Raw genomic sequence first — 20312 nt, forward strand, 5'->3', positions numbered from 1 at the left:
AGAGAGATCATAAGGAAAAAATTAAACTACTGCCAATTTTAATTCTAACCACACGAAGGTTTTGACATGGCACAAAGTACAGTTAAGAATCGACCCAAACCACAACTCTCCGCATACAGCCCAAATGAAACTAACCTCGCAGGGAATAAAGCTAATAGCAATTTTAAATCATTTCTAAAAAGAGTAACTCCATCATTTATTAGTTTTTTTTCTCTACTATTTAATTGCCATAATAAGTCTATGGCAAGCCCCAAAAAAGTATATTCCGATGAAAATTTTGTTATTATTTCTCCAATATGCAAGAAAATACCCGTAGGCAAGATTTCCTCTGCAGATGATGGTTCTACCAAAGTCCCATCAACTCAAAATGAAATCATCCCGAAAGAGGGCTTGACAGGAAACCCTCGAGTTGATGCAGCCCGAAAGGTAGCATTACAAGTAATAGCCCGACATAAAGCTCAACGTGCAGAAAAAACAAGAAAAAATGAAGTGAATATACTGCAAGACAATAATAAATTACTTATTGATAATTATGATGGACTTTCTGATATTGACCGAGAAAAAAAACATATGATTAATCAATTAGGCCATATAATTTTAAGTCATAAAGAATACTCCAATAGTCAAGGTATACTTCGCGTTGAAGGCGCTAAGAGTGATGTCGATAATATCATCAAAAAAATTAATGGTCCTGACTATGACCGCTATTATTTATCCCAACTGCATGACTACTCACTACCGGCTCTAGCAAGTGTCTTTAAAAGAATGGCTGGCGAACTACTGAAAAAAAACAGCAATATTGACTTTAGCTCGCCCATTTCATTTAAAGATTTGCAAGCCTGTGATGATGCAATAAAAAATAAAGAAAATATTACTCAACAAATTAAAAGTAGCGAGCAATTAAAAAATAAAGCCCCTACTATTTTAAAAAATACCGACTTTAGGATCTGTAAAACGTTAGATAGGCTGGCCCCACCGCCGTTAACCTTACAACTCGTTACCCGTTTTTGTGCTCTTATTGCCAATAATGAAAATTCTCACAAAATGTCAGTCAAAAGTTTAGCCACAATTTTTGCAGCACATTTAACAGATATCCCATCACTTGATCTTTCAACAATAAAAGACGCTAAAAAAATTCAGTTAGAAATCATGAAAGCGAAAGAAGCAAACCAACTAGCTGAAAGTTATATTGCTGCATTAATCCATCGAGAAAGAAGCTTATTTCACCACACTTAAAAAATTTTTCGCCCCAAAAACAAAAGACCGCCTAGGCGGTCTTTTGTTTATCTATAATTGCATGTTTTATAAAAGGATTTATAAAATATCATCCACATTACATCCACATGTAACCCACCTTTAGCATTAGCCCCTTGAGATGAGGGGCTTTACTTATTGGTTAAAGCTGACTTTAATTTATTCTCAATTCAATAAGGGGAAATATAATGCTTAGAACATTTTTTAGTGATGTAAAACACATTACGAGCACCAATTTTTTGACCCAAGTAAAAAAACTTTTTATTTGCTCTGCGTTTTCCGTATTTGCCTTGGTTGTTGGTATCAGTTCGGCTTCTGCTACACCGTACCTCAAATCAAGTGAAGATTGCACAAAGCAAAATGAAGTTTACGCAACAATGAATGATGCAATGGAATATTTCAGTGATTATTACCCTGAAAATAATTCACTCGAAATTATTAGCGAATCACCATTAAAAGTTAGGCTTTCAGCAGTAGCTTTTGAGCAAGACGGGCAAGATGTAAAGGAGCTTTTAACAAAACGAGCCATTGTCTATGGTGTTTATCGCTCATTAATTAATACGCCCAATGATAAAGTTACTGTCACTTCTTATTTAGTTGACACGAATGGAAAAAAACTGAAAGGCTCACCTGAATACACAGCAACAATCACTAAGCTGCAGGCATTAGAGGTCACTAAAAAATATGTTCCGATTAATAATTTGAGTGAGCTAACCGACGATAGCTGCTCTTTCACTGTGCAGTTCAACGAATTGCGATTTGATGATAGTGGCAAAAAAGGCTTTGATAAGTTCTTTGATGAATTAATTAGTGTATCTAAATAGCAAAAGGATTTATTTCAGTCTATGCCCACATATCGACTTTATGTATTACTATCTCTAGCCTTGAATGCGATATAACTAACTGTTTTTATTTAAATAAATTAGATGGTGTTATGTTATGTTTACGATGAGACCTACCTAAGTATCAAATTTCTTATCATTAATGGGCCTTTATATAGGGTAGTTAAAAGATACAGACTAGGCAGTACTTGAGGTTATATACATTTGATTTGATTGCTTAAGATGGAAATTTAGAGGTTAACTTGAATAGCTATGTTTACTATCAGTAGTGTAAGTGAAATAATGGAACAATAACTGTATTGGCTTGCTTTTTAAAACAAGGGCTTATATGACAAATAACGTGATTATAAAAAGTTTTAGTATAAAAAAACTTCATGGCTATAAAGATATAAGTATAGAAATGAATAGCCGAACTGGAATATTTGTATCGGAAAATGGTGTTGGCAAAACAATTATATTAAATAATTTATACAATATATTGAAATTAAATTTTTTCCATATACACGAACTTGACTTTGAGTTCATGGAGCTGGAGATTAATAATGACAAATTTAAATTCACAAAAAACGATTTTGAAAAGTTCATTAGCTTTCGACCAGATACAACTCTATCGGTATTAAGGTACTATAGTTATTATGAGAATCCTCAGCTTTTATTTGATGTTTTAAACTATAAGAAAGGTAATATGTTAGAAGATAAAACATTTAATATGATTTATGCTAACAGTGATGAGTATCGTAAGAAATTTATTGATTTTGAATACGCTTATTTAGACACAATAAAAAAAATAAAGGAATCGTTAAATTTTGACTTAGCTAGGTATGCTGTAAAGTACAAAGATTATCTTGATTCTTTTGATATTCTATACTTGCCTACATATAGAAGGATTGAGAAATTACCAAGCAGAATATCTGAAAAAGTTAATTTGGCGCTTTTAGATCAAGGTAGTAATACTAATCAGTATGAGCATTTTGCCTATGGTTTGAAAGATGTTGAGGAGTCACTAAAAAATATAACTATTGAGATAGAAAGAGAATCTAGCTCAGCATATAGGGCACTAAGCGCTGATATGTTAACAGATCTTTTAAATACTAGGTTGATAATTGCTAAGGATATAAGAATACCTAAAATAGAAGATTTGACTATATTTTTAAATCGAGTAAATAAAAATGATAGAAATAAAAATAAGTTAATTAGAGATTTAGGCCGATTCTATACAGCATATTATAATAAAAAAATTGATGATCGCTATGCCTCAGAAAGCACGCTTGACAAAGATGATACATATTTACTTTATTTCCTATCTAAACTGAATGAAATAATTAACAAGACGAAGGTGCGAGAGTCAAAAGTAGATAAATTTGTAAGTATCTGTAACAAGTACTTAGAAAGCGCAGGTGATTCTAAAGTGCTTAAAATAGATGAAGTTAATTATGGCGTCTGTGTTTATGATAATTTTTTAGAGAAGGAAATTTCTTTTGATTGTTTATCATCAGGTGAAAAGCAAATAATTGCATTAATATCTATGGTATATTTAAACGATAAAAAAAGAAAAATAATTTTGATAGATGAACCAGAATTATCATTATCAATAAAATGGCAACGAATGATTTTAATTGATATAAGCTCTGAGCTAACAACAGAACAACTTATAGCGATTACTCATTCACCATTTGTTTTTGATAATGAATTAGAAAGTCACGCTAATTCTGTTAATGTCAAAAGAGTTAGGAAAGAAAAAAAATGATGGATGGAAATGCCTTACTCACAGATATGAAGGTCTCTAGAGATAAGACATCGAGTTTACGTTATGATATCTTAGCTGCTAAATCATTTTGTGATGTTGTTATAGTAATAGAAGGCGTAGAGGATTTTTCTGTTTATGGTGTATGGCTTGAAAGACTAAGTTATACAAAAAATTATGGACACATTACTGCTAAAGGAAAAAAGAATATAATAGATTTATATAACAAATGCTTAGCAGATGGCGATGAAATTATTTTATCTCATGTTAAATTTATTGTTGATAAAGATTATGATTTGGCTTCAATTAATAATGATGTTTTTCTTACATTAAATAGTTATTCGATAGAAAACACTATAGTAGATGAATTGTCAGTTAAGAGCTTTTTAAAACGAGAGTTTAATATTACTGCTGGCCATTTTCCTTTGCTCGAAAAAATAATGAATGACTTTATTGTTGATTTTTCTCTATATAACAAATTCGCTCGAATTATATCTAAAAAATATTTTTTGAAGCATAATTTGGAAGGGAAAGGAACATATAAATTTGAAGTAATTAAAAAAACAATAAGTATTAAATATCAAAGTATTGAATTCACAGGGGAGTGTAATGATTTTAATTTCTCTCTTTTTGATAAGAAAAAACTTGATTATCTATCGGAGTGCTTTGATAGATTGACTGATAAAGAAGCGATTAGAGGAAAGTATTGCTTTGAGTTTATAAAAGAATGGCTAAACTCACTAAGAAATTATTTAAAAACTATTGATACTAGCAGCCAATTTAGATTGAACTTTGACCCTAGAAGTAGTTTAAGTAATGATATGAGTAAATTTGCAATTGCATGTGAAATACCTAGAGAGTTCATCGCCTTTTTTGAAGGGAATAATACAACAGCAAATTCTTATTAGCTGGTTTTATATTTTTTTATGTTTAAAAAAATACCACCATGTAAATATATTCATATGGTGGTATTTAAGTATATTGCTAATATAATGGTAAATATCATTATCTGTAGTTTGTTCTCACTTCCATCATAACCCCAATGAAGACTGCTGAAACTTATTCGGATGCGGCTCAACAACATTAATATGTGCGGGTTTAACAACAATTTTGGTCACTGATTCGTGACTGACAAATGTGCAACCACAATTAATATTTTGGCACTGGTTATAGCGTTCTTTGGTTTCGGATGAGACTTGATAAGAACTACGTGTATGTGCAGCATGACCGCATTCAGGACAATTCATCATGATTATGTATCCTTTGTCATGATGTTGATGTTATGTAAATTATATCATGTATATCCATACAGTCTAAAAAATTATTCATCAGCGATATCCAAATCTGAGATTTTCACCTCTAACTCCAAAGCTGAAGTAAAGCCACTATCATTCAATGAATGCACCACGCGGGTTAACGTCCAATCTGCATTATCAATTTCGGGCTTGAATCCGCTGACAGTGACAGGCATTTCAGGGTAGAGATCTGCACGGCCAACGGCGAGTTGAATCGAAAATGACGCAACACCACGTTGGATTTTTTCCCAGTTGGCTTTTGCGGCTCGAGCGGCATTTTCTTTCGTGGCGTAGGTATGAGAAAGCGTGAGAACGTTCCCTTGTTCGCCGGCTAAATATTCCCCTTGTTTTTCTTTCGGTTCAGCGGGTTTTGTAGGTTGTTTGCTTTTTCGCTTACGCTTTACCGTCACTACTTTTTTCTTTTTCGGCTCACGTGTATCAAGCCAGTTAGCAATAACACCGGTGTATGCACCACGATCGGCCAGTGAAAAACGGTGTCCATCACCCACTGAGCGGGTGATATGCATCGTTTGAATCGGTTGTCCAGTTGCGGTGAGTCCTTGGCCTTGTTTCATAAACAGTAAGTTTCCGTTTTTAACCGCGACGATTGCCCCCTCGGATTTCGCCACTCGTGTGAGAAATGAGCCGTCCGATTCGTTGGTTTGGTCGATATGAGCGAGTTTAATTTTATCTAATTTTTCATCAATAACCGCCTTTAACTTATTGCGTTCCGCCAAGGTGCGTACAATATCGCCCAACGATTTTTGATGGTAAGACTGCTCACGCTTGACGTTTAAAGTGTCGCGAAAGTCCGCACTACGACCACGGATCGTGAGCTTATCTGGCACGCCGCTATGTTCAACCTCATCAACCGTAAACGTCCCCTTGTAGATCAGCGGTTCGTTTTTCCAACCAAGATGCAATGACAGGGTTTCACCTCGCTTTGGTAAGGCGAGTTGTCCGTCGCTATCATCCAACTCAATATCTAATTGGTCAGCTTCAAAGCCGCGATTGTCCGTCATGGTTAATGACATTAAACGCCCCTGAATCAGGCTATTAATATTTTCACCGCCGGCCGCAAGCACAAAAGCAGGAGTTAACTCATCTTTGGTTAAAAAACTCATAGCGGTAAGGCTCCGCGAATATCATTGAGCTGCTGACCTAGGTCGCCAAACATTTGAGACAGTGATTCATCAGTGCGTTTTAATTTCAGCGTAAAATCAATTTTTCTGGCCGAGCCATCATCAAAAAAAATACTTTTCGATTGGGTGATTTCTTCAATCACAAACATACCGTAAATGGTGCCTGAGCCATTAATCAACGACCATGCTTTTCCCGTTTCTGCCATTTGCTCCAATACCAGCAATGACAGTCTGCCGCCAGTCAGTGACGGGAATAATGAGCCACTTAATGTGATATCGTCATTATCAAGGCCGATAAATTGAACTGAGGGGCGCTTGCCGACACGATTATTCACCCCATAACGGTATTTTTGGTTAATTTGCATCATCTGGTAAGGCGTTGTATTTAATTGAAAGACAAACAAGCCTAGTGCTGCCATTGCCATAATTAATCGTCCTCGCTGTCTTGATACCGACTCAGTCGTCTTGCCTGTTCACGCCGTTGGTTTTGCTCTAATTGTCTAGCAACTTCTCTTGCAATATCGTTTGCTGACTGATTCGGTAATGGGTAAACATTGATAGTGACCGGTGCAGTATTTGCCGCATGATTGCTTTGGTTTATGGTTGTTGGCGCGGACTGATAGCTATTTGCGGGTAAAGCATAAGGATGGATGGGTTTTGCTGTCGCGGTCATAGAGCCGATGGTTAATGCCGCCGCAGCCAGTGCAGCAGTTTTTCTCCGGCTAGTGATATGAGCTGGCCCATCAACAAGCTCGGGTCCATATTCCCCCACAATGCCAAATTGTCCACGGGGGATAAATCCGCCATTGTCGAACATGCCCGCACTCTTCATGCCAGCTTGAATAACGGTCACTTGTGACATGGCGCGCACAGCTTTGGTTTCATCCGAAAGCATCCAATCGGGCAATATGTTTGTAGCCATTTGCTTAAGTTCGGCAAATTGGGCTTTCAGTGATTCCCACTTTTCCAGAATGCCGTTTTTCAGGCTATCAATGATCTCACCGCCAATTTGTTTAAAGCGTTCCGGTAAACCTTTAACATCCGCGACAATCTGCTCCCACTTATCAGAAATGGTTTTCTTCACCAATGCCCACATACGAGAAGTGATAGCGACAATCTCATCCCAGTGCTGATAAACCAGCCCGACAAGCCCCCAATTCAGCACATAGGATTTAACCCTCTCCCAGAATTGGGAAAATATCTCTGTGACTCTGTTCCATAATTTTTTAGCGTACGGAACGATATCATCCCAATATTTATAAATCAGGTAAGCTGCGCCAGCGATAGCCGTGATAATTAAGATAATCGGGTTAGCTAATAGCGCACGGCCTAGCATCATAAATGCCGTTCCAATTAACTTAATAGGCTTAATCAGTAATGATAGAAAGCCGCTGCCTTTGATGCCTAAAACAGATAGGCTTAATTTCGCCATGGCGAGTGGTCCAATTAATGCAGCAATCATCAATGTGATACTGCCACCAACGGCCAGCACAGCACCTAATCCCAACGTGATCATGGTGATTTGTTTGACCAGTTCAGGGTTTTTCTTTGCCCATTGGCCAAACTTCGAAATGAGGTCTGTGACTCGTTTAGTGATATCCCGCAAAGGGCTATCCGCACCGCCAAAAATTTGTATTCCTACATCTTCATAAGCCGAGGTTAAGTTTTTTAAGTCGCCATCAAGGTTATCTGTCATGGTTTTGGCGACTTTTTCCGCTTCCCCTTTAGCGGCTTTGATTTCAGCAATCATGGCTTGCAATTGACCGGAGCCAGCTTGGTCAACCAATACTGAGAGGGCAGAAAATGCCTCTTCACCGGCAATGTGTTTAAACAGTCCGGCACGCTCTGCCGTACCCATTTTTTTTGTTTTTTTGTCTAGCTCGGCGAGTATGTCGGTAAATTGGCGCAAATTACCTTTGGCATCACGGGTTTTAATTTTCAATTTATCAAGAGCTTCACCGGCCATTTTCGGTGGCTCTGCCAAGCGCCCTAAAATAGAGCGTAACCCTGTACCGGCCATACTGCCTTGAATACCCGCATCACCGAGTTTACCGGCGGCAACGGCGGCGGTTTCTAAATCGACACCGAGCCCCGAAGCAACCGGCGCAACATATTTCATCGTATCACCAAGCATAGTGAGATTGGTGTTAGACCGCGTAAACGTGGCGACAAGGGCATCACTGACACGGTTCATTTCATTAGAATTCAGCTTAAAGCCCGTCAAAATATTTGAGCCGATATCTGCAGTGGTTGCCAAGTCGATATCACCGGCCAATGACATGGATAAAGTACCGGACATGGCATTTTTAATTTGTTCTGGCTTAAAACCAGCCATGGCATAAAACGCTTGACCTTGTGCAACTTCATTAGCGGTGAATGCGGTTGTTGCCCCAAGGTCTCGCGCTTGCTCCCTTAACATCTTGTAGTCGTCGGAATTTTTATCAAGGCGGGTTAAGGCTTGCACTTTCGACATGCCGATTTCAAAATCATAGCCTGGTACTAAGACTTTTTTAGCCGCATAACCTAACCCCACACCGGATGCAAGCATACCCGCGCCGCTACCGGCCATTTTATTACGCACGCCCATGGCATTTTGATAGCTATTTTTTGCCGCTGACATGCGTTTTTCTTGATTAGCAACCCGTTTTAGTTGCTGCTCTTGTTGCTGTAATCGCCGGCTCGTGCTGGCAATGTCGCTATTTAATTTGACTTGGGCTTGGCTCAATTGGTGCGTTGAAATCCCACTCCCTTTTAACGCTTCCCGTTGGCGTTGTAATGAGGCACTCAGTGTGCCCGTTTCGGCTTTGAGTTTAGCCGCGGCGGCTTTGGCGCGGTCAAGCTCTCGTGATTGGGCTTTTGTTGGGTTTTGAATGGTGGATAATTCACGCGCAAGCCGGCTTACCTTTGCAGTCGCTTGCTGGTACGCACTACTGGCGGCATCAAGGGATTGTTTTGTTTTCTTAAACCCGTCAATTTGTTTGGCTTGGTTATTCAGCTCTTTGAGTTGCTGGCGAGACTGACGGAGGGTTTCCGCCAGTTTTTTATTCGAGGCTTGGGCGCTCTTAAACGGTTTCGTAAACTTATCAACGGCGCTTAAAATTACCTGTAAGCGTAAATCTTTACTCATCTTCTACACCGCTACGTTTAAGGGCGTGATAACGCCATTCTAATAATTCAGTCAGGGAAAATTCATCAGTGACAGCCGGTGACCAGTGAAAAATAGTGGCAATATCTGCCACTAAGTCATTCACGGTTAATCGTTCTGGAAATCCATAGTCACCGACTTCGGCAACAAAAAAAGCACTAACTCTTTGGTTAAGTTGACCATATCAGCGGGTGCCATCATCAGTAGCTCAGCTTTGGTAAGCGCTGGCGCTGTGACGCGTGGTAACACTAAGATTGCAGAGTCAACATCCATTTCCATCAGTGCGGCTAAGCGAACACCACGCAATGCGCCAGAATTGGGTTTACGTACCACAATCTCTGTTACTGTGGTTGTTCCACGCGTGATGGGTTCATCTAGCGTGACGGTGATTTGATTTTTTTCTACTGGTTCAGTCATTTACTTTTCCTATAAACCTAATGCGGCGCGTTGTTCTTCTAAACGGTCAACACCATCAACTTTTTCAATCATATTGAGTAAATCAATCTCAATGAGTGTTTCACCATCCCAAATGAGTTTGTAATACGTGGCATTAAAAGGTGCTTTGACTTGGGTATTTTCACCGGCCTTGCCATTACCGGAGTCAATTTCACTGAATCGACCCCGTAACACGACCTCAACGGCGGTGTATTCTTTGGTATCTTGGCGTTGATAAGCACAATTGAGGCGCAACATCACGCCATCAATTTGAGTGATCCCCCATTGCTTATAAAGCTGGGCTTCTAAGCCTCCAAATGTTAATTCGGCAGAGAGTGCATCATCTTCTAACCCCATATCAATTTTGACGCCGCCATTCATGCCGCCGCCACGATAGGTTTCAAATTTACGGGTGATTTTTGGTAGCGTGATTTCTTCAATACGCCCCATATAGCTTTCACCCTCATTGAATAAATTTAAATCTTTAAGTTTGCGTGGTAAGGCCATGATTACCCCTTAATTTTTGAGCCAAAATCTAATAAATAGCGGTCAGTGATACGCTGACGTAACAGTAAGTTTTCCAGTGGGGGTACTGCTGTATAGTCATAATCAATGTATAACTTGCCGCTTTTCAGCTCTTCTTTGGTGTTAACGTCTGGATCGAACCAACATTCACCGCCTAACAAATAGCCTTGTGTTGTCATGCTGCGCAGTTTTGCATTGATACTTTCGATAATATCGCGAGCCAGTGAGGGATTGAGCGTGCCGTCAATTGACCAGTCCAGCCCCTCGGCGATGGTGTCGGATAACACCTGCGCGGTGCGGGTGTAGGATTCAAAGGCAAATAACGGATCATCAGAACAAGTCCGTGAGCCCCAAAACTTGAAGCCGTTATTGCGAATTAGCGTGGTGATATCGTTTTCGTTAAGTAAGCCGGCATCGGTGGCAGGGTCTTGTAAATCCCATGACACATCGGCAGAAATGCCCGTTACACCATTAACGCCAACGTTAGACAAGGTTTTATGCCAGCCGATTTCATTATCAATTTTGGCACGTAAACCCAAGGCACACGCGGTGGCGTAGATATTACTCTCTGCATTCGCGACGGTATCCCAACTTTGGAATTCAGGCCAAATCAACATTAATTCACGTTGATTAAAGTTTTTACGGTAATCAATGGCATCTGAAATAGTTTTACTGCCATAGGCGCTAATATAAGCCATGGCTCGCATTTTTTGCGCGATACCGGCGAGCGTTGATGAAACCGCCTGTGTATCATGAGCCGGTACGGCTAGAATGCGAGGTTTAACACCTAAGCGGCCTTGCGCCACGGTTAATGCCTGCAAGCCGGTTTTGCGTCCATCAGGTGTGGTGCCACCGATGATATTCGACGTGGTTTCTGCTTCGCTTTCCCCTTGTTCAACACGCACAACCACGGTAACCGGTTTTGATTGGTTGCCGATAGCGTCCAATGAGCGTGCAAGCGTGCCAGTTTCGCCGGCTTTACCTGCCGCATATTTCACATCTGTAATTAAAACAGGGGTATTGAGTGGAAAGGCTTTTGTGTCTGCATCATCGGCAGTACACACCATTCCGACAATGGCGGTGTTGATGGTGCGAATAGGTCGCGTGCCTTCGTTGAGTTCAATCACTCGCACGCCGTGGTGATAATCTTGAGCCATTACTAGCGTCCTCTATTTTGCAATAGCTCAATTTTGGGTTGGGGTTAAGGCAAATGCACGAAATGGGCGTTGTGTGGGGGATGAAACAAAGCCCCGTGAGAGAAGGGGCTTACATTGAGCAATGTCGAAATGAATGTAATAAATTATTTTTTAGCGTTTATTTTTAAAAATGAATTGTAGAGCTCAAGTATTTTTTTAAAAATATCTTCAGCGGACTCTTCCCACTTAGATTCCATTTTTTCTTCAGGCTCTACATATTTTATAAAAGGAGCTATAACATATTGCGGTTTACATGCTTCAACGTATTTAGTCGTTTGCCCACTGGTTCTTGATGTACAAATAATGATATGACATTTTTCGTCAACAAAAAATGGAAGGCTGTCTCGAAGACGGTGATGCTTTTTGGTTGGTGCAACAGGGTCACCTTGACTTTCGAAAGCTATTTTAAAATCACCTATTTCAATCAAAAGTTTTATATCGGAGGTCGCTTTTTTGCTTAAATAATTGGTGACTTTAATTTCGCCTTTAAAATCGGATAATAGTTTATGATAAACATTTGTTACTATTTTATGGTAAACCAATTTTATAGTTGTGGTTTTACCTGAGTTACTCGGGCCTTTTAAAACTAAAACATGTGGTTGAAACATTGGGCTTCCTAAAATTAAAATATAACAGCTTAATACTACTACAGTTAATTAACAATTAAGCTATCTCATATCTCATTCTGGCTTTTCAGGCCAATTAATATTTGGTGCTATCGAAGTATCAACACGATTTATCAAAACACGGTAATTTTTCCATTTTTTTAACTGCTCCCGCTCTTCATCTGTCGCAATACCAAGATCAACGGCATCTTGCAAAGGTGCTATTGCTGCGGTAGCCTCAGTTAATAGCGCCTGTTTTTGATATTCGGCTTCGGCGATTAATTCCGTTTGCGTGGGTTCAGGTGCTTCAATCCAAACAGGCAAACCTTTCTCATTTGTTGCTCTTACTTTGCCTGAATTGACTCTGGTAAACTCTTCAAAAACAGCATTCTCAACAAGCATAGCATCGGATGGAAATGTACTGGCATCAATATAATCTTGCTCCAGCGAAACGGGATAAAATGCGTTTGTTGATGCACTGTAGTAATAATTTTTTTCTGTCATTTTAATACCCCACAGCAAAGTAAAAACCAGTGTTATTTCCGTATTCAAAAGTAGCTTCAAACCTCGTTTTGTCCCAAAATCCGATTCTTTGTGATGACAACGTGCCTGATGTTGGTGACATAACTAGCGAAGTAATTGCATTTGGAAATGCAATTGGAAATGTATTTTTAACTGCAGTGATCCGTCCCCATTGAAAAATAAGCCCCGTATCTGCACACTTCCACCATCCGTTAGCAGCTTTACTGGCTGTATCTTTCCCGCCTTTAGCATTCACTTTTGCGTCAGTTTCCGCTTTGGTATACGCCCCCACATCCCCTGCATTCAGCGAGATATCTGCACTTAATGGTTTATTGTTTACCTTGCGCCCGCTTGGTACTCGGCCATTGGCATTGTTATTCGCATTGGTTGCTGCAGTATTCGCTGCGTTAGCGGTAGCTTGTGCATCTGTACCCGCTTTTTTCGCATCGGCGATTTTAGTGTCGGTTTCTGCTTTAGTATAAGCGCCAACATCACCAGCACTTAAAGTGATATCAGTGCTCAACGGCTTATTGTTTACTTTACGCGTGCTAGGTACTCGCCCATTGGCATTCATATTTGCATCCGTACCGGCTTTTTTCGCATCCGCGACTTTAATGTCCGTTTCTGCTTTGGTATACGCCCCCACATCACCAGCACTTAAAGTGATATCAGCGCTCAACGGCTTATTATTTACTTTTCGAGTGTTAGGCACACGCCCATTGGCATTCGTATTTGCATCGGTACCGGCCTTTTTAGCGTCGGCGACTTTGGTGTCTGTTTCGGTTTTAGTGTATGCATTAACTTCACCCGCACTTAGCGTAATATCGGTACTCAACGGCTTATTATTGACCTTGCGAGTGCTTGGTACTCGACCATTAGCATTGTTATTTGCATTAGTTGCTGCTGTATTGGCCGCATTCGCTGAATTTTGTGCATTAACAGCCCGTTGGTTAATTTCTGTGGCCAACTTGGGTGTGACCGCTTTAGTATTATCCTCGCTGAGTGTATCAGCCAGTAGCACAAAACCTTTGGCGCTCGTCGTCGCATCGGGGTGATTACGGCTTTTAACGTGAGCCTCAATCGCTGTTTTTACTGAGTCATCCACATAGCCGCGCGTGGCAAGCACAATTGCGGGGTCAACTTTCAAAGTAACCGCTTCGGTATGGCTAACAATCAAAATCATTCTAATGGTTTGTGTGCGACCTGAGCCCTCGGCTAGCAGGGGCTTATAGGTTTCAGGGCAATTCGCCACGGCCACCAATAACCCCGATTTATCAAACAAACCGATTTCCCGTATCCACCAACCGCCCTCATTTTCGGGGATCACCTGTTCCGCAATAACTTGATTGGTATTCACTGAGTCAATAAATAACGTATTAATTGCTGCTCGGCGCTTTTCATTGACTAATTTAGTCTGTTTGGTATCGGGTGCGGGCAAGGTGCCGCCGCCGTCACCAACCGCCATGTGTGTTAATTCAATTTTCGTGCCGAGGGCAGTCGCCTCTGCGAGCACTTTCTCACCGTAAGTGGTAAGCAATGCAAAATATTTCATTGGAGAGTCACCCTCATTTCATCAATAACGTGTACCGCTGCCCCTGTGGAAAGCGTGCCGCCTGAGCTGATCACATCTGGCGTGTATGGGTAAACAGTTAATTCATCACCGCTATAACTGGTTGCAGCGCAATAGATTTGGCCTTTGGTTTCTAGTTGAATTGTGAGCCCAACTAAATGACGGCTTGCCGGCTTCGCATCAAAAATCAATGCTTCTAACTCTTGATACATTTCCTCGGTTATACCGGTTTCAAGCACACCAATATCAAGGCGAAACGTGCCGGCGGTTTCGTTGGTTTTCCACCACTCAATCACGCGAATTAAATAGCCCAATGGCTCAACTACGCGGCGCAAGGCACCTATCGTGCCCTTGTGCTTATGAATAAACATCGCGGCTTTCACGGCATCCCGTTTGGCTTTTTCCGTCCAGTTTTTATCCCATCGGTCAACACTGAACGCCCACGCCAAATACGGCAGCAAATGCAGGGGGCATTTATCAGGGTTCCAAAGTTCACGAATAGGAATAGGTACGCGCTCAATCTGGGCTAATGATTCAGCCGCTGCGAGCTCTAACGGTGATGAGCCGACAGGCAATAACCGGCTATTCATCCGAGCCCCCTAGTGCCACGTTAATTTGTGTGCAGAAGCTGGCCTGTGTTTTATCCAATTTGATATCTGCAACCGGCTTTTTCAGCTCCACACGTTGCACGCCTTGCACATGCAACGCGGCATAAATAGCACTGAGCACAATGTCACGTCCTAAGCGATGTTGCTGTGTCGCATAACGTTTCACTTGTTCTTCTGCCGCCGCCATAATCGGTTCGTATTCAGGTGATGGATAACAGTAAATCACCGCGTCGATTTCATAGTTAACGATGGTTGCCGATTGCACTGTCACACGATCAGCAACCGGCCTAACATCTTCATCGTTTAACGCCATATCGACTTTCTCAATTAAATCAGCCGGTGCGCTCCCGTTCCCCTCACGAGATAAAACAGTGACCGTGACATGAGCCGGTAGCGGACTAATTACCGAGGCATCAGAAACCCGACCATCGGCAGAGCGTGCATGATATTCATAACTGCCAATAGGGCCAGCTACGCTTAACGCTTCGAAAGCAGCCGGTATACGCATACGTAAATTGGAATCCGACTCATACACCGGCGCAATGGGTGGAATGGCGCTTTCATCACCCTCCGAAAGTATCAAGCGTTTCACGTTGTTATTGGCCGCGAGTTGGTCAAGGTCGGCACCAGTGGCAAAGGCCACCATACTTGCGCGAGCCGCTTCATTGATGCGCTGACGTAAAATTAATTCTCTATAGCAGCTTTCTTGCAATAATTTGGTGAGCGGTTCGGATTCTAATTCCAAAGTACGGGCGATAGCTTCCCGCTGTTCCGATGGCATAGCATTAATTAGCGTGGTTTTTCGCTCAGCAAATAGCACCTCAACATCTAATAGCTCGACCACATCCGGTGCTGGCAATAAACTTAAATCAATACTGGCTGCCATGGTTACCTCACATTAACCGAAAAATTAAGGGGCTGGTTGGTGTCTTGGTTTGTGGCTTCAATATCAATCACCATCTGCGCGGTCTCGGTGCTGCTTAAATTAATACGCGTTAACAAAATGCGCGGCTCCCACTTTATGAGCGCGGTATAACAGGCTGACATCAGTTGTAATTTCAGGGCTGGATTTTGGGGTTGGTCAATAAGTTCTGATAATAGCGAGCCATAATTTCGCCGTGCGATGCGCGAGCCGATAGGGGTGATCAGAATATCGCGTACGGATTGGCGTATATGCTCAATATCGGAAATGATTTTTCCATCCATTCGATTCATGCCGCAATATCTCATTGAGGACCATCCGTGCGACTTCCGCCACGCTCAACACCACCATGATCGTGATCATCCAGAACAACCCCATTTGATGAAAACGTCCCATTTTTATGAACAATATCTCCCGTCATTTCGCCGCCCTTGGTGACATTGAGTGTGGCGCAGGTCAGGTTTTGTGAGCAAATCACCGTTGGAGTGGTGAGGTTAATTTGCTTGCTCGCATTGACGATAACCACTTTTGTGGTGGCGTTGATTTGCTCACTGGCCTCAATCGTAGCCGTTTTAATCCCTGTTGCGATTAATGCACCAGTGGCGGGTTCATATTCAATGATTGCCCCATCTGAATAGGTTCGGTGGTCTGCTGTGAGTGAACTGGTCGGCTCGGCATGTTCATTGGAAAAGATACCGGTTAGCACAAATGCCGTGGTAAGTTCGCCGCCTAAAGCAAGGATAAGAACTTGCTCACCCACGCTAGGTGCATTCATGGTGCGAGTATTACCAGCACGCAAGGTGATCCAATTTAGCCAGTCGGTTTCTAGCTCACCAGTTTTAACACGACATCCTTTTTGTGCATCAACATTAGTCACAGTGCCTGTGCGGATCAGGTTTTTGATTAGGCGACGAATCTCGGCAGACATAGTTTATTTACTCGCTGCCTTGACTGCCGACAAAAGCACACCGCGAGCCAACCCCTGCCAAAAACACCAAAATACAAAGAATGGCACGACAACCCACTGACTTGTTATGAATAGGATAATCACACCGATCGCTGTCAATAAAATCACCGTTCGATAAATCCATTCATCAAGCGGTATGAGAAGCTTTTCGAAGCCCTCAAAGGTATATTCATAATCTTTATTGGATAAAAAAGGCGTGAGAGTAAAAAATAATTTAAAGCCGTGAAGTGAAATGTACGTATTGATGATCACCACAGAAATATAGTTACCTACGCCCGTATCAAAAAAGATAACCAGTGAGTAAATAATGATAAATAGAGTAGGAATTAGCGGAATGTATTTGCGCATGGCAACCTCAAAAAAATGATTTTCTTAAGCGTGCCATTGATAGTGTATTGATTGCAGCTACTGCCTTTTGTGCAGTCGGTGATACACATTATCGAGAGAGGAAATCAATAATCTGACTTTCAATATGCCTGATTTCTTGCGGAGTGAGCCCTAACAACTGGCGTGATGGATAGGTTATTTTTGCATTACCAATACGCTCTGTTAAACCGAATTGGTGTACACCGGCGATGTTTGCTGCTGAAGGCAAAAAGTAAATGACGGCTTCTTTATCGCCACTGTATGCACGTAAAAAACGGGCAGTGGCGAGCTTTTTAAACATGCGGGTTTGCTTGGTTTTACGCGCTGTACTGATTTTATCTTTCTTGATGCTGATATAGCGCTGAATATCTGATTTACGAAATGAGCGCTGCGCTTTTTTATTCGCGTCTTGGCCAGTGATTGTTTTGCTATTACCACGCCAATTCCGTAAGGTACGTTTTTGGCCATGCCACATAAATTGGATTTCACGTTGTACCGTGATGAAATTCGCTTTACGTTTGGTATATGGGCTGCCATCCGGATTTTTTTGTTGTGAAATGCGCTTAATTTGAGAACGGCGTAAATCGCGAGTGATTTCTTTGGCGAGCTGCCGGCGCTGGCCTTGCGACATGCGATTTAATAAATGCGTTAATTCACTGTCAAGTTGACGCAAAGTATCATCATTCATTGTGTGGTGCGCCATTCATCAAAAGGGTTTGCAGGCTCAGGGGTGGCCTCAATCACATATTTTCCGTCTTTATCAATCGCTAATACGCGCTCAGTGAGATTTAAATCAATACTAATGTGGGCGGTTTTATTATCTAAAATCACCGCTTCAAATCTAAAATCTTGTTGCCGCTTAGCAGGGTTCGCCGAAATATCAGACTGATTTTTTCTTAGCCAGTCATTGACTACGGCAATTAAGACATTCTGATCACCTGAATAACGTTCAATAATGATATTGGCGGTGTATTCATATTCAAAACTGGGCGTTTCTTCCAAGGTGGAAATAATCCGCCCATTTTCAACAAATAAATACAGGTTTTCAGGGTTATCTTTGAGAAACGGAATTTTACTGTCTAAGTACGCCCGTAAGCTAGTGAGTTTTTTCACCGTTCCGCTCCTCATCAAATAATTCGATCGCACCCAATTGAATATTGGTGGTTTCTAAGGCCGCGAGTAAAGGGTCAACCATCAAAGCCAAATCGCAATAAGTTAGAACCCGTCCGGTAGCGGTGGGGGTACTTGCTGGGTTAGTGTTTTCGGAATGGGAACGCATTGCGTTTGCACGGATACGGTAGGCGTTGTCGAGCACCCGATCAGCAAGATACTTAGGCACAGGTAAATCACACGTTGGCTCGTTTTTAAGAAGGGTTTTATATTCAATTTTTCTTTCCTCGGCGGCGGCACGTTGAATAATACCGCGACGATAGGCATCACCCGCGATTTGATTTGCACGGTGAAAACTTAATGATTGCTCAGAGATCAGCGCGGATTTTTTATCAACGTCTAACGAAAGTTGTTGGTTTTCTGCCGTGAGTATGCCGACTCGTTCATTAAGCCGATCTATTTTTTTGAGACCTTGCCAGCCGGCGAATATGACACCGGCGACAAGGAATAATGCGAAAGCGATTACCCACTTTTTCATATTAAACATAAGCTTTTCGTCTCGCATTATTGGGTTCAAACATCACAACATCGCCCACCCTTTTTCAAACTGCTCATCACTGTATGGCTGCTGACCGTTTTCAACATGAACTATCGCTTTAGCGATTTTGAATGCCGTTTCTTTGTCATAAACATCAAGGCAATCATGACGACCAAAGCCCGTTTCTTTACAGACACGATTAATATAACCCTCTGTATTATTACGGTCTTTTGCCGGCGCCCAACGTTCAATAATTTCTTCCACCGTATCAATTTTGCCGCAACCAACCCCTTGTTTTCCTGCATAGGTTGAATAGGTTCGCAAAAGCTTGAATAATGCGCGAATACCGTATTCAGGTTTCTCAAAACGGCTATGACGGGGCTCAATGCTAGGGTCAAAGGCCAGCTCCCCTCGCCATGGGTTTCTCGGGTTATAATCAATATTGCCCGGATTATTGTTGCGTATGCCGCGTGGTACGTTAGACATGTTTTCCTCCAGTAAAGCGTGACCATAAATAGGAAAGTCCGATACTTCCCATCGCACCAAATACACCGGTGGTGAATAGGGTGATATAAATGCTCTGATTTCCCTCAATACAGAGCAATCCGCCTAACAACCCGACAAAGCCGGAAACGACCATTTGCATAAAAGCCGCAAACCAGCTCCACGGGGCATTATTCGTTTTAACGTCAATGATGTATCTCACAACACCTCCCCACATTGAAATGAAGAGCATTAATAACCACTGTGCGATACCGAAACTGTTCGGATCTTTATCAAACATGTATCAATCCCATAGCTGTATAAGTGGCTGTACCGGCTCTTCGGTAATTTCAGGTAAATCAATCAATAGCCCCGCAGGTAGCACGGCACCATGTTCGGCAAGATTGGGATTCGCTAACAAAACAGCCTCGGTCATGCCTGTCGTTCTGCCGTAAAATCGCCAACATATCCCGTCTATGGTGTCACCTTTTATCGTTCTGATTTTCATATCAATTCAACAATATTGTGTGTCGTTCCCTTGATGCGCTGAATTGCCCAGATAGCATCACGCTGTAAATCATCAATATTCGGCTCTAAGGCATCGGCTTTTTTGCTGCCGTTTGGTGTGGTATCTATATCGCGGTAACGCTCGATTAAGTTTGCTTTTGCCGCGCTGAATACGGCACGGCGATAAAGGACCACTAATTCCGATACGTCAATCTCCCCATGCGTAATTTTGCTGGCCGGAACTGCGCCTAACGTTGTATAGCCCAAGTGGATTTCTTGCTGTTGAAAGCGGGATAATTCACGGTTGGTTTCGATGATGGCGTTTTTTAAGGCTTCAATTAATCGACTTTGGGTGACCGTACCGTCAACTCGCATTGATTCCCGAAATGCACGGGTATTAATCGCAGGCCAAAAATCACCACTGGTGATCGTTTCGTCTTTTTCGTTAGCGGGTTCGGGTGAAACAAAATCCATAAGGTCACCTTAAAAATAGGTAGGCGGTGGGCGAGAGTCCGAAAAATAGATTTCTTATCTCG

Annotated in this window: 27 protein-coding genes; 4 read left to right on the top strand and 23 right to left on the bottom strand. The window is 41.7% G+C overall.

The genetic code is table 11. From position 1 onward, the window contains the following. Positions 1-66: 66 nt before the first annotated feature. The 4 genes from PSE60_RS07995 (at position 67) to PSE60_RS08010 (ending at position 4748) form a co-directional block, all read left to right on the top strand. Positions 67-1236, top strand: coding sequence for a RhoGAP domain-containing protein (locus tag PSE60_RS07995; protein ID WP_272665064.1), 1170 nt, complete (start codon positions 67-69; stop codon positions 1234-1236). A 206-nt stretch (positions 1237-1442) separates the two neighbouring features. Further along, positions 1443-2078, top strand: coding sequence for a hypothetical protein (locus PSE60_RS08000; RefSeq protein ID WP_272665066.1), 636 nt, complete (start codon positions 1443-1445; stop codon positions 2076-2078). 346 nt (positions 2079-2424) lie between these two features. Beyond that, positions 2425-3843 (top strand): AAA family ATPase, encoded by a 1419-nt coding sequence (locus tag PSE60_RS08005; RefSeq protein ID WP_272665067.1) that lies wholly within the window; start codon positions 2425-2427, stop codon positions 3841-3843. After that, positions 3840-4748, top strand: coding sequence for a DUF4435 domain-containing protein (locus PSE60_RS08010; protein ID WP_272665068.1), 909 nt, complete (start codon positions 3840-3842; stop codon positions 4746-4748). Before PSE60_RS08005 ends, PSE60_RS08010 begins: the two co-directional genes overlap by 4 nt. A gap of 123 nt (positions 4749-4871) precedes the next feature. On the opposite strand, the gene PSE60_RS08015 is transcribed toward PSE60_RS08010, so the two are convergent. From PSE60_RS08015 to PSE60_RS08125, 23 genes are all read right to left on the bottom strand, one after another. Beyond that, positions 4872-5090, bottom strand: a complete 219-nt coding sequence (locus PSE60_RS08015) for an ogr/Delta-like zinc finger family protein (RefSeq protein WP_272665069.1) — start codon at positions 5088-5090, stop codon at positions 4872-4874. Between the two features lie 71 nt (positions 5091-5161). Continuing rightward, positions 5162-6259 carry a phage late control D family protein gene (locus tag PSE60_RS08020; protein ID WP_272665070.1) on the bottom strand — a complete coding sequence of 366 codons (1098 nt, stop codon included), beginning with the start codon at positions 6257-6259 and terminating at the stop codon, positions 5162-5164. Beyond that, positions 6256-6702, bottom strand: a complete 447-nt coding sequence (locus PSE60_RS08025) for a phage tail protein (RefSeq protein WP_272665071.1) — start codon at positions 6700-6702, stop codon at positions 6256-6258. The genes PSE60_RS08020 and PSE60_RS08025 overlap by 4 nt, the downstream gene beginning before the upstream one ends. Before the next feature lie 2 nt (positions 6703-6704). Continuing rightward, on the bottom strand, positions 6705-9404 hold the full coding sequence (locus tag PSE60_RS08030) for a phage tail tape measure protein (RefSeq protein ID WP_272665072.1): 2700 nt from the start codon (positions 9402-9404) through the stop codon (positions 6705-6707). Further along, on the bottom strand, positions 9397-9516 hold the full coding sequence (locus PSE60_RS08035) for a GpE family phage tail protein (RefSeq protein WP_036962273.1): 120 nt from the start codon (positions 9514-9516) through the stop codon (positions 9397-9399). The genes PSE60_RS08030 and PSE60_RS08035 overlap by 8 nt, the downstream gene beginning before the upstream one ends. Before the next feature lie 14 nt (positions 9517-9530). Then, positions 9531-9839, bottom strand: coding sequence for a phage tail assembly protein (locus PSE60_RS08040; protein ID WP_272665073.1), 309 nt, complete (start codon positions 9837-9839; stop codon positions 9531-9533). 9 nt (positions 9840-9848) lie between these two features. Further along, on the bottom strand, positions 9849-10364 hold the full coding sequence (locus PSE60_RS08045; protein ID WP_036962042.1) for a phage major tail tube protein: 516 nt from the start codon (positions 10362-10364) through the stop codon (positions 9849-9851). A 2-nt stretch (positions 10365-10366) separates the two neighbouring features. After that, a complete protein-coding gene (locus PSE60_RS08050; protein WP_272665074.1) occupies positions 10367-11539 on the bottom strand; it encodes a phage tail sheath protein in 1173 nt (390 codons plus the stop codon). A 143-nt stretch (positions 11540-11682) separates the two neighbouring features. Continuing rightward, positions 11683-12186, bottom strand: coding sequence for a hypothetical protein (locus PSE60_RS08055; RefSeq protein WP_272665075.1), 504 nt, complete (start codon positions 12184-12186; stop codon positions 11683-11685). Between the two features lie 72 nt (positions 12187-12258). Next, positions 12259-12687, bottom strand: coding sequence for a tail fiber assembly protein (locus PSE60_RS08060; protein WP_272665076.1), 429 nt, complete (start codon positions 12685-12687; stop codon positions 12259-12261). Between the two features lies 1 nt (position 12688). Further along, positions 12689-14257: a phage tail protein gene (locus PSE60_RS08065; protein ID WP_272665077.1), complete on the bottom strand. Its 1569-nt coding sequence runs from the start codon at positions 14255-14257 to the stop codon at positions 12689-12691. Then, the gene (locus tag PSE60_RS08070; protein WP_272665078.1) at positions 14254-14865 is read right to left on the bottom strand and encodes a phage tail protein I; all 612 of its coding nucleotides are present in this window, start codon (positions 14863-14865) and stop codon (positions 14254-14256) included. Before PSE60_RS08070 ends, PSE60_RS08065 begins: the two co-directional genes overlap by 4 nt. Beyond that, entirely contained in the window at positions 14858-15769 is a 912-nt protein-coding gene (locus PSE60_RS08075) for a baseplate assembly protein (RefSeq protein ID WP_272665079.1), read from the bottom strand. The genes PSE60_RS08070 and PSE60_RS08075 overlap by 8 nt, the downstream gene beginning before the upstream one ends. Positions 15770-15771: 2 nt before the next feature. Beyond that, the gene (locus tag PSE60_RS08080; protein ID WP_272665080.1) at positions 15772-16113 is read right to left on the bottom strand and encodes a GPW/gp25 family protein; all 342 of its coding nucleotides are present in this window, start codon (positions 16111-16113) and stop codon (positions 15772-15774) included. After that, the gene (locus PSE60_RS08085; RefSeq protein WP_272665081.1) at positions 16110-16733 is read right to left on the bottom strand and encodes a phage baseplate assembly protein V; all 624 of its coding nucleotides are present in this window, start codon (positions 16731-16733) and stop codon (positions 16110-16112) included. The genes PSE60_RS08080 and PSE60_RS08085 overlap by 4 nt, the downstream gene beginning before the upstream one ends. A gap of 3 nt (positions 16734-16736) precedes the next feature. Beyond that, entirely contained in the window at positions 16737-17120 is a 384-nt protein-coding gene (locus PSE60_RS08090) for a hypothetical protein (RefSeq protein ID WP_180312220.1), read from the bottom strand. Positions 17121-17208: 88 nt separating this feature from the next. Beyond that, entirely contained in the window at positions 17209-17826 is a 618-nt protein-coding gene (locus tag PSE60_RS08095; protein ID WP_102140826.1) for a phage virion morphogenesis protein, read from the bottom strand. Further along, on the bottom strand, positions 17823-18251 hold the full coding sequence (locus PSE60_RS08100) for a phage tail protein (protein ID WP_102140827.1): 429 nt from the start codon (positions 18249-18251) through the stop codon (positions 17823-17825). Before PSE60_RS08100 ends, PSE60_RS08095 begins: the two co-directional genes overlap by 4 nt. Continuing rightward, positions 18235-18795, bottom strand: a complete 561-nt coding sequence (locus PSE60_RS08105; protein WP_272665082.1) for a DUF2570 domain-containing protein — start codon at positions 18793-18795, stop codon at positions 18235-18237. The genes PSE60_RS08100 and PSE60_RS08105 overlap by 17 nt, the downstream gene beginning before the upstream one ends. 33 nt (positions 18796-18828) lie before the next feature. After that, positions 18829-19272 (bottom strand): structural protein, encoded by a 444-nt coding sequence (locus PSE60_RS08110; protein ID WP_116068821.1) that lies wholly within the window; start codon positions 19270-19272, stop codon positions 18829-18831. Continuing rightward, positions 19265-19570, bottom strand: a complete 306-nt coding sequence (locus tag PSE60_RS08115; protein WP_036962068.1) for a phage holin family protein — start codon at positions 19568-19570, stop codon at positions 19265-19267. Before PSE60_RS08115 ends, PSE60_RS08110 begins: the two co-directional genes overlap by 8 nt. Before the next feature lie 3 nt (positions 19571-19573). Continuing rightward, positions 19574-19777: a tail protein X gene (locus PSE60_RS08120; RefSeq protein ID WP_129467193.1), complete on the bottom strand. Its 204-nt coding sequence runs from the start codon at positions 19775-19777 to the stop codon at positions 19574-19576. Further along, a complete protein-coding gene (locus PSE60_RS08125) occupies positions 19774-20250 on the bottom strand; it encodes a head completion/stabilization protein (protein WP_116068819.1) in 477 nt (158 codons plus the stop codon). Before PSE60_RS08125 ends, PSE60_RS08120 begins: the two co-directional genes overlap by 4 nt. Positions 20251-20312 lie beyond the last annotated feature (62 nt).

Origin of the sequence: Providencia sp. PROV174 (assembly GCF_028480685.1) — a bacterium.
Lineage (GTDB): Bacteria > Pseudomonadota > Gammaproteobacteria > Enterobacterales > Enterobacteriaceae > Providencia > Providencia rettgeri.